Origin of the sequence: Paenibacillus sp. FSL R5-0766, assembly GCF_037971845.1 — a bacterium.
In the GTDB taxonomy this organism is placed as follows: Bacteria; Bacillota; Bacilli; order Paenibacillales; family Paenibacillaceae; genus Paenibacillus.
The window spans coordinates 2,900,826-2,914,408 of the sequence record NZ_CP150227.1 but is presented as its reverse complement, the minus strand read 5'-3'; the positions used below and the strand labels follow the sequence as shown (position 1 = coordinate 2,914,408).

Annotated in this window: 2 protein-coding genes; one reads left to right on the top strand and one right to left on the bottom strand. The window is 47.3% G+C overall.

The window, feature by feature from the left end:
* Positions 1-76 precede the first annotated feature (76 nt).
* On the top strand, positions 77-1,309 hold the full coding sequence (locus tag MKY66_RS12990) for a cytochrome P450 (RefSeq protein ID WP_076217153.1): 1,233 nt from the start codon (positions 77-79) through the stop codon (positions 1,307-1,309).
* A gap of 76 nt (positions 1,310-1,385) precedes the next feature.
* On the opposite strand, the gene MKY66_RS12985 is transcribed toward MKY66_RS12990, so the two are convergent.
* Positions 1,386-13,580 carry an SDR family NAD(P)-dependent oxidoreductase gene (locus MKY66_RS12985; protein WP_076217154.1) on the bottom strand — a complete coding sequence of 4,065 codons (12,195 nt, stop codon included), beginning with the start codon at positions 13,578-13,580 and terminating at the stop codon, positions 1,386-1,388.
* Between the last annotated feature and the right edge of the window lie 3 nt (positions 13,581-13,583).

Here is a 13,583-nt window from a genome sequence, read left to right as displayed (position 1 = left end):
CATGCTACTCTATTTTTGTATAATTTCCTTTATTTTTCAAAAAAAGCGAGTGATAAAAGGAGGAAAACACTTGTCAATGCCTGTCATTGATGTAAATGATCCAACCACATTCTATAATGAGAACTTCTTCGGTAATCCGTATGACGTGTATCGACAGCTGGTTCAGCAAGGCGAAATTCACAAAGTGAATCTGTATGGAGGACTTTGGTACATCGGTGGATATGAAACCGTAAACAAGTACATTGCAGACCCACGCATTTCCCATAACACGGCACAACAATATTGGGCAGTCCAGTTTTCGGAGCAACAGCTCTATGGAATTCTGGAGTTTATTCGTCTGTTCTCAATGTGGATGTCCCTTCAGGATGGCACTTCTCACATCAGATATCGCAAAATGTTAACCCAGGCCTTCTCCGTGTCGGTCAAAAATCTGGCTCCCTACATTATGGATCTGATCGACGACTCTCTTGATGAAATGGAAGGAAAAGAAGAGGTGGATTTGATTCGGGATTATGCTTACCCGCTTCCCACCAAAGTCATTATGAAACTGCTGGGTCTGCCTGAGGAACAGTATGAACGTGTGGCCGAATGTGCAGATAGTCTCGTTCACTTGTTCGGTTCCATGACGGTTACATATGAGGATGTCACGCGTGCACAAAATCTTTTGGTTCTGTTGACTGCCTATTTGACAGATGTGATTGAAGAACGAAGAATACATCCTCAGGAAGATTTTATTACTTATCTTATAGAAGCAACTGATGATGATGGTGTGCACCTGACAATTGAAGAAATTCATGCGCAATGTGCCATGCTGCTCTTCGCCGGACATGAGACCACACGTAATCTGATTGGGAATGGCATGTTTACACTGATGAAACATCCGGAACAACTTCAGAAATTGAAAGACTCTCCAGGTCTGATTAAAAGCACCATCCAGGAAGTCCTTCGCTATGAAAGCCCTGCACAGATTACCGTAAGAACCGCCCTTGAAGACATGGAAATTCTGGATCAGCAGATTAAAAAGGGAGAATTAATCATGTTCTGCTTCGGTTCAGCCAATCATGATCCGCGAAAATTTACCGATCCTCATCTATTTGATATTGAACGCAATGAAGCGCGAAATCTGGCCTTTGGTGTAGGAATTCATTCTTGCATCGGTGCCCAGTTGGCGATGATGGAAACAGAGATTGCCATGAGCCGCCTAATCGCAAGGTATCCCCATATGGAATGGATTCAGGATGAGCCCGAATGGCTTCCCAATGTAGGCTTTCGTGGTCTTCAACGACTGCTTGTCCGCTTGAAACAATAGACGACCATTATGTAAGATCGTAAGATCATCAAAAAAAAGCGTCGCTCATTCATGAGCAGCGCTTTTTTTGATGATCTTATTTAATCTGGTTTTTGGAACTCTTGCGTGGGACTCTTGCCTTGGTACTTTTTTTGAAGGATTGAATGTCTTTTTCCGTAACCCCTTCACTTGAATACAACTGCTTGCAGAAAGCACCTATTCGATCAGAGCTTGCGGGATTGGACAACAGTAACATATGGTTGGAAACATCGATGTCAAACAAATTAAAATTCGGAATGTTCTCCGCCCATATGCTCCAATAGGTTGAGTTGTTCAGTTCGATGCAATCTTCCTCCGTGACAAAGTAAGGCTCAAGTTCACCAAAGAAATGTCCGCTTTGATTGCGGAAATAATAACATGCCACAGCATCTCGATCTGCAAGCGATTGAACTTGGTACTGATCTGCCTGATATGCCTGCTGAACCTTGACACATTGCTCAATGAGCTGCTGTAGATGCTTCTCATTTTTGAAAAGCCCTCTGGATTTCGCAATTTCTGTTAAGTGTTTAAGAAAATCCTCATTACTTAGTTCCATATTGATTTCATCGCGGTGAATTAACGTGTCTGCAATTTTCTCCGGTTGATGAAGAATCGAAGACATTAGCGACATATTCACGGATTGTAAAATATAACCTTTGTCCGACGAAGTCATTTCGTCTTCATCAGAGAGATGGATGGAATCGAGCATCACCACGCTGTTTACCTGGTCACCCTGATTCTGAAGTAACCTGCACACCTCATATGCAATCAGGCCGCCAAGAGAATAACCGCCAAGATCATACGGCCCTTCCGGCTGAACGGTTTTTATGACATGCACATAATACATTGCCATGCCTTCGATCCCGTATAACGGAGAGCGGTCAGTCATCCAGCCTCTTGCCTGGATACCGTAGAAGGGCCGCGTACACCGGGATGCAATAACCTGATAACCTTCCACCCCACCCATTGCGGCGTGAAACCAGAAGATGGGTCGACCTTCAGAAGCATGATTCAGCCGAACAAGTTCGGGGAATTGTGACCATGACTTAACAATCGAATTCAAAGAGCCATTTGTCTTCTCCTCCGGTCGGGTGACGCTAAAACTTGTTGGCTTGCCCTGAAGCATAGGGGTCTGATTTATTCTGTCTGTCAGACTTGCTATGATGTCTGCCAAAGTCAAACAATGTTGCAAATCTGCTGCATTGATTTCAGGATTCAGCTCGGTTTGCAATCGTTGAATCAACTGAATAAACACGATGGAGTCCATTCCATATTGCACAAGAGGTGTTGATTCCTGAATCTCACCGCTTTCCAAACCAAGCAGATTCAGGATGATGGCTGTGATCCTGTGTTCCAGTAATGTATTCCCGGCTACATCTATACTGGAATCAGGAGCTCCTTCCTCCAGGCTGGAAACGACTACAGATTTAGCATGAGTAAGGTCAACCCAGCATCTTCTCTTTTCAAATGGATACCCAGGCAATGAAATGATTTGAGCAGGCTTTCCTTCATGCAGACCTTCCCATGAAACGTTGCCTCCTTTGGACCAATAAAGTGCAATTTTATCAAGGCTGCCATCAGCCATGAAAGCTCTCAATATTTTTTCGCCAGCCCTTCCTGACAACAGCTCCTTCACTGCCGAATCTTCTTCTGCCCTTCCAGTAAACATCGGACAAGAATCAACCCAGTTTTTATTTGGCTTTTCCGCTTTCAAAAACTTCTTCAGCCCGGTAATGAGCTCTTTTTTATGACTCACAATTAGAGCCAAGCGATCCGGCATCGCTTCTCTGCCCACTTGTAGCGTGTACGCAACATCCCTCAGGCTCATCTCGTTATTTAATATGACTGTATTCAGGAGTTGCTGCGCAGCGGCCTGCAAGCGTTCCTTGTTCAACGCCGATAGAATGACAACTTGGGCCACCGAATCTTCGCTCACTGCATCATTTTGCTCTGTTTCAGCGGCAACGTACTCTTCGATAACCACATGTGCATTTGTCCCGCTGATGCCTGTGGTGCTAATCGCTCCTATTCTTGATGCATTCAACGGCGTTCTCCACGGTCTGTTTTCTTTATTGATATTGAGGTTGCTGCCCATGCTCATGTTGATATGCCGATTAGGCTCTTCATAGGAATGCAAAGCCGGAATTGTTCTATGCCTCATGGCCATCAACATCGTTATGAGGCTAACCAAACCGGATGCCGCAAAGGTATGTCCGATTAAAGGTTTGACGGAGCCAATCGCCACGGATATGTCCTGATCGTTGTAAGAACCATATACGTTGGATAATGCCTGCATCTCAATTGCATCTCCTATCGGTGATCCCACACTTTGCGACATGATGAACTGCACCCTGCGTGGATCAATCCGATACCGTTTGTACACCATTTTCATCAACTCTGCCTGTGACTCAGGATCAGGCGAAGTCAATCCATTGGTTCGTCCGCTGTAATTAACACCACTGCCTCTAATTGTGCCATAAATATGGTCTCCGTCCCGAATGGCCTGTTTCAAAGGTTTGAGCATCAACGCGGTCACAGCCTCACCAGGCACCATTCCGTTAGCATGTTCGTCAAATACGCGGCACTGGCCGTCGGGGGATAACATGCCTGCCCGATGGAGAGCTGTGTGCAGCATGGGAGACAGTATCAGACTCACAGCCCCGGCCAATGCTGTGTCGCACTCTCCGCTTCTTAACGCCTGACACGCCTGATGTAGAGCTACCAGCCCTGAAGAACATGCGGCGGTGATCGCCATATTGGGCCCTTTCAGATCCAGAACATATGCAATACGGGCCGCAAGTGTGGCATTTTGATTACCGTTAATCGATCCTTTCTCTGCTGTCAAATAACCATATTCACCTTCTTCAACCCCAACGTATACCCCACAATTCTGGCCACGAATACGATCCCCCATATAACCGGCATCCTCCAGAGCATGCCACGCCTCTTCCAGAAACAGACGTTGTCTGGGGTCCATCATCGCTGCTTCGTTCGGTGAAATCTGGAAAAACATCGGATCAAAACGATCGATATCCGCCAAATAACCTCCCCATGCAGGAATATCAGCATCATCATTGGTTATATCCTTCCCGCCTTTTGCGGTCCAACGACTGCGGGGCAATCTCGATATACATGAAGAACCTGATTCAACATTTGTCCACAAATCCTCGATGTTGCCTGCCTGCGGAAACCTTCCGCTCATGCCGATGATGGCTATGGGTTCTTCCCTGTGAAGTTCAGTAGGTTCAGGGACAGGATGATCCATAGATCCGTCAAGCTCCTCCATTACAGATGGATTGGTGTTTCTGTCTGTATAGGAGTGATCCTGTATTTGTGTTGGATATGCGGTTGACATCATGCTGTACCTTGCTTCCATTTCTTCGGAAAAGGACGTGATCAGATGCTGCGAAAGTTTGTTCAGGGTTGCATGTGCAAAAAAGACGGTCGGTGACAATTCAAGCTTGAATTGCTGGCTCATAAGCTCAGCGAATTCTGCCAGACTGATCGAATCAAAACCATAATCCGCCAGATTCCGGTCCGGGTCCAGCTTGGTTGCTTCCATTTTCAACAGTTGGGCAGCCCAGCCTCTCAGTTCTTGCCCTACACATTCCTGTAAAGTCTTCCCTAATGGAGAATGTGAATTCCTTATTTGGGCCTGATCCTGATTTCTCGCTTTTGTGCGCAATCCAGGGGAAGACTGCTTGAAAGCCGGCATGTCCAAACCTAAAAAACGCTGTATGCGGCTTGGCCTTCCCGCCAGAGCAAGCTGATGTGTACCGGATTGTCTGATCACCTGATCAAAAAAAGCGATCCCCTCATCTTTTTCCAGAAAACGCAATCCACTTGTTCTAAGATACATGTCCGTACCTTCTGACGTCCTGGAGCCCATTCCACCTTCTCTCCAAAGTGGCCATAAAATGGCGATTGTACGAATATTCTGATCCTGCATCTGGGCGTACGCCATCTGAAAACGATTGGCCACAGCGTAGTCACAGGAACCAAAGTCCCCCAGCAGCGCCGACGAGGATGAAAAATAACAGCGAAAAGCCAGAGGTTCGTTTTGCAAAGCTTCATCCATCACAAGTAATCCTTTAACTTTGGGACGTAACACTTGATCGAACTCTTTTATGCTTTTGGACAGCAAGGTTCCCTGACTTTCCATTCCGGCGGCATGGACCCATCCGTGGATATCGCCACATTGCATTTTTGCGGATTCCAGAGCCGATGTTACTTCCGCCGCTTCACTCACATCTGCCTGAACATATATGACCTTACTTCCATTTTTTCCAAGGTCCTTGAGCAATTGCCTGTTCATCTCATCCAGCGGAGATCGCCCCATCAAAACAAGATTGATTCCCTTTGAAGCCCAGACTTTTGCGAAAATAACACCCAATCCGCCAAGTCCACCTGTAATCAATACAGTCTGTCCAGGCTTCGGATAACCGGTATACTCATCAGCATGTTCCGTTAAATCTACTTGCTTCATTCGACTTACCAAACGACGTCCATGCTCAAAACGAACATTTTGTGGCGATCCCGATAAAAGTTCATCCCACAGCAGGTTCGACCAGTCCGCAAATGCCAACATATCCGAGTTCTGTCGTGCCTGCGAGCTGCATACGGTTAATTTCGTCTTCTTCATACTCAGACTTATTGAACGTTCAAAGCCAATCCATGAGTCGAGGTAACACTGATCCAGCGCAGTGGCATGTTCTCCAGCCAATAAAATACGTTTGGGTTGTATATTCTCCATAACCATCGCTTGGATCATGTGTACAATCGGACTTGTATCACGTAAATATTGGGCATCATCAAACGGCCACAGATACAGAACCGCATCAATATGATCTCCTTGCTTGGCGATCATGCGAAATTGTTGACAGTATACTTCCCGATCCATTTCCCCGGCCTCCAGGCCTGCCTTTTCAACAAAATAGACCTCGGTATCTGGACTGCGGCGAGCCAACATTTCGCGAATGATAGACTGTTTGTTTTTATCCGATAACAGACATATCAGTCCCCTGACATTTTCTCTGGCCAGCTTGGCCGAATCTGAGTCAAGGTGAGCGGATTCTTCCCAAATTTCCTGGAAAGAAAAAAGTTCCGTTGCTTCTTCCGATGGTACGTGCTGACTCTCAGAACCAAATTGTTGTCTTTCGGCCGGGGAACCCGATTCGAATTTATGGGCGAACTGATACGGCACCCAATACTTTTCCTTGGCAAATGGATACGTGGGCAAGCTTAACCTGGAAGGTTTATCTTGATCATCTTTATATAAATGCTCCCAACGAACCGGATATCCCTTGGTCCACAGATCCAGCACCTTTCCATAGGAACCGTTTTGCAGCCATTGGTTTACGATTTCCTCTGTGCCTTCGTCCATGTTAAACAATAATGCTTCTTTGCCACCTTGCAGTCCCGCTTGGTACATTAAACCTTCTGGTAGTTGTTCCATGCCTCCACCCAGTGCTGCGCTCAACTTTTCCTTCAGATCGGCGATGCCGGAAGTCAGCACACCCAACCGCTCCTCCATCGCATTACGTCCCACTTGTAACGTATAGGCCAGATCGCGGAGATCAGTATCCATATATGAATCGTACTGCAATCTCTTCAGCAACAAACGAACCTGCTCCTGAAGCTCACCTTTATTCCGTGCAGACAGAACAATCATTGTCGGATATTCAGGTGCCGCTGAGTGATTCGCCTCTTTTTTATCCAATTTTCCCGTATACTCTTCAAGAATGACGTGAGCATTGGAACCGCCAAAACCAAACGAACTGACCCCCGCTCGTCTTGGCATGGCCTTTCCGTCCGCGTTTGTAATCGGCTTCCATTCTTGCAGATCACGAACAAGGTAGAACGGACTGTCCTCCAGTTCCACGTAAGGATTCACTTCATCCAGATGAAGATTTGGAGCCAGTTTTTGATGTTTTAATTGCAGCAGCACTTTGATTACACCTGCAATACCAGCAGCCATCTCCAAATGTCCTATATTGCTTTTTACCGAGCCTAGTCCGCAATGCGCCTCACCCATTTGTCTATCCCCTGTGTGTTCATACAGATTCCTAAACGTCGCTTTAAGCGCATTAACCTCGATCGGATCGCCCAAAGGAGTGCCTGTGCCGTGTGTTTCAATATAACCTACCGTTCTCGGATCAATTCCCGCTTTTTTGTACGCTTCGAATAACAATTCCGTCTGAGCTTTGGGGTTGGGTGCCGTTAATGAATTGGCGCGGCCTCCATGGTTTTCGTTTGTTCCACGGATAACGGCATAGATATGATCTCCTGCTTCCTCGGCATCCTTGAGAGGTTTGATCATCAACATGCCGACCCCTTCACTTCGAACATATCCATCAGCCTGAGCGGAGAACGTTTTACACCGACCATCACTGCTCAACATACCTGCCTTAGTTAAGCTAATATATCCTTCGGGTGTCAAAATGGTATTAATACCGCCTACAACGGCTGCATTGCAATCCCCGTTCCTCATCGCCGTGACTGCGCGATGGATCGCAACCAGCGAACTGGAGCATGCGGTTTCAATCGGCTCGCTCGGGCCATGGACGTTAAGAAAATAACTCATCCGGTTCGGTCCAACCGAAGGTACAATTCCCGTGGACGTATAGCTATCCATAGCCATGCCTGAAGACGCGATGAGATTGCTGTATCCCGTACCAGCCGTTCCCACAAATATGCCAAGCTTGCTGCCAGAAAGGCTTTGCGGAGCATATCCGGCGTCTTCAATCGCTTTCCACACATACAGCATTAGAAGCCGCTGCTGCGGGTCCATAAGTTCCGCCTCACGGGGAGAAATACCAAAGAATCCGGGATCAAATTGATCCACACCCTCAATAAACCCTCCCCAGATCATGTCGAGTTCCCCAGCCTCGTTAAAAGAGTCCTTTTGATAAGCATACTTTTCCCGCCGAGACCGAGGAATTTCCGTAATGCAATCCCGCTGGGCTGCCAGATTGTCCCACAGCTCATCCGGGTCAGCAGCCATCGGGAAAATACCACTCATGCCTACGATTGCAATGCCTTGATCCTCCATGACATTTGTTGGCTTCACCCTTCCCACGTCCGAGGCATGTTTACTTGTAAATTGTCGGAAAACAAGAGGTTCAGCTCGTTCAGTCCCACTCTTTGCTTGTATAGGAAGCATTTTGGATGAGAATCTAGTCAAAAATTGTTGTTGATAGGTACGTGTTACATATTGCGAGAAGGCTTGCAGCGTCGAATATTCAAAAAACAGTGCCGGGGTGAGACTCATGTTGAAATTCTCGTTAAGTGTGTTGGTCAGTTCCGTCAGCATGATGGAATCAAGTCCATACTCCCCAAGTTCAACCTCGGGATCAATGTGTGTAACCTGCACCTTAAGAAGTGACGAAATCATGGAAGCCATCGCTTCCCTGACCTTATGTTCAAGCCAGGCTGTATCCTTCTGTTCCTCTGGGATTACTGGCTGCCCAGAATTCCGTGAGCCAAGAGCATCGGGGGAAGACAAAAACTTCTGTCTCAATCGAGTCACTTCACCTGCCGCAACCAGCACCTGACTTCTTCCACTTGCCAGTGCCTGATACAAGGCTGCGGTTCCTTCTTCCTCGCTCAGAGGATGCATGCCTGTCTGTTTTTTCAAGTTACGTAATTGCTGTTCATTAATCTGCATACCTCCCGATTTCCAAAGAGGCCAGTTCACCGATAACGTTTGTCCAACCCGCTCTCCTCTCTGGACAAGCGTATTGCGATAAGCAGCATAACGATCCATGAATGCATTGGCAGCCGCATAGTCTGCCTGTCCAATGTTACCCGTCACACCTGTACCGGAAGAAAATAAAATCATGACATCCAGGTCATCCATCCGTGTTGCTTCATCCAGATAAACCGTCCCTGCAACTTTGGATGCCAGCACCTCTCTGCACTCTGCACCTGTTTTATTTTCAAGCAGACGGTCCCGGGTAATGCCGGCTCCATGCAGAACGCCGTTTACTTTCCCATAAGTATGACGAACCATCGCCAGCACTGTCTGAACATTCTCTTCATGAGTTACATCCATAGTCATGTATTGAATATTGGCGGGCAGTTCCTGAACCCTCTGTCTGGCAGCAGTTGATAATGCTGGAGCCCGGCCTGTCAAAATGATTGTTGTCCCGGTCGCCTTAAGTGCGATATCCTGCGCAAAAATGGTTCCAAGACCACCGCCTCCTCCAGTGATAACGTACACGCCCCCATCCTGCCAAGGATGAGCTGGCAGATGCTTATGGCCTTCCCGATTAGAACGCTCCCCGATGGAACTCACTACCTCGGTGGACACGTCCTGAACAAGTTCCTTCCATGATGCACAATACAGTTGGTTCTCCATATATCGCAAGTGATCCTCATTCTGCATATTTGCACAGGACTTAAGCCGTTCCACCCATTGTTCCAGTGACGTATCACGCTGCATTTCAACAAGCTGGCAGCGTACCTGCGGATGTTCAAGCTGAACGGTACGGAGCAGGCCAGACAGCCCTGTCCACAGTCTGGATTGTTCTGCATCGTCAGGTATGACAACCTGAATGAATTTGCTTCCTTCATGACGAAGGCTCTCACTATCTTTGAACTGCTCCAGCAGGGCAAGCACATATGCTTCGTAACGTTGTGCAAGGGTTCCTGCTGAACCGAGTCGTATCAGGGAAACCCCTGGCATTTCTTGTTTCAACCTTTCGGTCATCGTAAAATCTGCCAACTCACCACACAGGATAATCCGGTGTTCGCTGTATGAAAACGGTACGGAAGAAGACATGCGGTTTGGGGCCGTTTCCCAGTATGGCTCCAGAAGGATTACGCCTTCTACCTCGGGCATACTCACGGTGACTTGTTCCATCCAGATCAGAACCTGACCAGCGTCATTGGCTATGGCTACATCCAGTCTAAGATCGGATCTAACCGCTCCAGTCGAATCATGATATGGCGGCGTGCCCAGGCGAATCCATACCCAAACAGGTTGTCCATCCTGCAAAACCTCCAAGGAATGGACTGATTTTATGGTAAAGGCTCCCCCGAGGTTCACTTGACCCTGTTGCCCACAAAGTTCACATAATCCAACTTGAATGACGTCTTTCAGCATTTCTGGATCAATGAACATGTTGGTAGATCTTGTAGTTTCTTCGGAACTGGAGATGTGTAGCAGTACTTCTCCATTCCCCTTATAACTTTGTTTCACACGGCCCGTCGTCTGTCCGCCAGACCATGCATTATACGCGTCCGATTTAGCTGAGTTGGAATCCAACTCACACCGCTTGCGTATAACTTTCAGGTCAAACCTTGTCTCGTCATAGGTGGAGCTTTCCAGTTGGGAAACTGTTCCCGTTGTTAATAGCTGCCGTTCCTTATTGTTGCTTACACTACAAATTTCGAAAAGAAGAACATCCTGATCTTCTTCAGGGTAAATTTCAATTTGAATCTGTAATGGAAACTCCGTGTTCAGGATGTTTGTGTCATGCTGCACCCACTTCACATCGGATAATCTGAGCTTCATCACCGATTGCCCATCCCCGTCTGACGACTCCATGGCATGCTGCGCCGCCACACGAGCCATTTCCATACAGGCTACATCGGGAAAAGTCCGTTTGCCCGATGTAGCAGAAGTTTGCAAAAATGACTCGGTTCCAGTAAAAATGGAGCTATAGCGCTGTGAGTATAAATTAGAAATGTTACTGTGTAGAAGGGGATGCAGAACCCCTGCCGAGTTCGAATATTCATCTTCGAATGGCCGCGGCATTCGGGAATCCGGGATCGGAACCCAATACTTCTCTTGGGCAAACGGATACGTTGGCAGACTGATTCTGACTGGTTTCTTCCCATCATACAGTGCTGACCATTGGACAATGAACCCTCTTGTCCAGATCTCTGCGACCTTGCCCAGCTTGCCACGCAGGTACCATTTATGGACCAGATCCTGCATTTCCTCATCTTCTGTTAGTGACAGGAGTGTATCCTTGCGTTTGGCTTGCCCTCTGTACATTTCAATCCCGTCATGACCTGTGACTGCTCCTTCATGCATGTAATGAGTCAGGCCAGTCGCCAATTCAGCCATAGTCCCCACAATCAGTGCCAATCGCTCCTCCATAGGCTCGCGTCCGATCTGTAACGTATAGGCCATATTAGCCAAATCGTTCTCTGCATACTTTCCTTCACGCAAGGCCTGAAGCAATAGATTCACTTGTTCACGCAATCGTGCTTCGTTTCTGGCGGACAACACTACGATCGCAGGGTGTTGTCCGGAGATTGCTGTTGTATTTTTTTCATGATTCTCCCGATTCGGAATATACTCTTCCAAAATAATATGTGCGTTCACGCCGCCAAAACCAAAGGAGCTCACTCCCGCACGTCTAGGCATTTCCCTGCCATCGCTATCTCTCGAGGCAGCCCACTCTCTTGTTTCCCGCACAATATAAAACGGGCTGTTGTCCAATTGGACATAAGGGTTAATCTGATCCAGATGCAAGCCTGGCACGAGTTTACGATGCTTCATCTGAAGCAATACCTTCATGACACCCGCCACACCAGCAGCCATCTCAAGGTGTCCAATATGAGACTTTACAGAACCCAAACCGCAATGCGGTGTTCCAAGCGGTTCATCTCCTGATTGACGAGCCAGCTCTTTAAAAGCGGCCTTCAGCCCATTCACTTCAATTGGGTCACCCAGAGGTGTCCCCGTTCCATGGGTTTCGATATAACCGACGGTTCTTGGATCAATATCGGCTTTGCGATAGGCCTGGATCAATAGGTCAGCCTGTGCTTTCGGATTAGGTGCCGTTAAGGAGTTGGCCCGTCCACCATGGTTCTGGCTTGTACCACGAATCAGCCCATAGATGTGATCTCCCGCTTGTTCTGCATCTTTCACCCTCTTTAACATCAGCATGCCGACACCTTCACCGCGAACATACCCATTAGCCTGTTCGGAAAAGGTTTTGCAGCGTCCGTCTTCACTCAGCATCCCTGCACGGTTAAAGCTGATATGCCCTTCCGGGGTCAGGATGGTATTAATACCGCCAACGATGGCTGCATCACAATCCCCATTTCTCATCGCTGTTACTGCCCGATGGATAGCAACTAGCGAGCTTGAACAAGCCGTCTCTATCGGTTCACTAGGACCATGCACATTCAGAAAATAGCTCATTCGATTGGGTCCTACGGATGGAACAATTCCGGTTGAGCTATACCCCTCAATAGCCATTCCGGAACGGGAAATCAGACTGCTGTATCCCGTTCCGGAGGTGCCCACGAATATACCCAGGTTACTTCCAGACAAGCTTTGAGCAGCATAGCCCGCATCCTCAATGGTCTTCCATACATAGAGCATCAGCAGACGCTGCTGTGGGTCCATAAGTTCCGCTTCCCGCGGGGAGATGCCAAAAAATGAAGGATCAAATTCATCCACCCCATCTATAAATCCGCCCCATTTAATGTTGGTTTTATTCGATTCCTTTAGGGGATCACCATAAATGGACTTCCAATCCCAGCGTGACAATGGAATTTCGGTGATACAGTCTCTTCCTTCGATTAAATTTTCCCACAGCGCATCCGTATCCTGTGCCATCGGAAACCTTCCTGTCATGCCTACGATCGCAACAGGTTCAAACGTTGTTATCGCCTTGTCTGCTCGCTGAAAGGTTGGAGAGTTTCTTTTCTGAGCTTGATGAAAGCTTTCATCATTTACGGAAGTTCCAGCATTCTCAGCGTTCTCATACTGGTGAGCCATTTCAAAATTTTCGGCTGACTTAAATCTGTTCTTCATTGTGGATTCAGACGAAATATGTGTTTTCTGGACATCTCCTGCCGAGGCAGGAGATGTCCAGATTTCTGCAAATTGATCAACATAAGTTTCCAAAGCATAGTCTGTAAATTGCGCTAAAGTTGAATGTTCAAAAAAAACGGCCGGGGTTAGATTCAGTCTGTAGTTCTTGTTCAGGGAGTTACTCAGTTCGGTTAACATAATGGAATCAAATCCATACTCACTGAGCTCCACATCGGCTTCAATTTCCTCCGGTCGTACCTTCAATTGATCAGCCACAGCCTTAGTCAACAATCTGCGTGTCTTTTCATGTAACTCGGTATCAGCCTGATGCGTGTTCCCGGATTCCTGAGACTCGCCGGAAGTCTGGGTGTGTTGATTTTGCGCCATTAAAGAGGTTAGTTGATTGGCAGCATCTTGCGGATTTAGTTTACGTGTTCTGATATCATTGTATATTTGATACAAGTCGTCTTTCATCCG

Coding starts and splice junctions, on each gene's coding strand:
- MKY66_RS12990 (WP_076217153.1), top strand. CDS start 77: ATGCCTGTCATTGATGTAAATGATCCAACCACATTCTATAATGAGAAC.
- MKY66_RS12985 (WP_076217154.1), bottom strand. CDS start 13,580: ATGAAAGACGACTTGTATCAAATATACAATGATATCAGAACACGTAAA.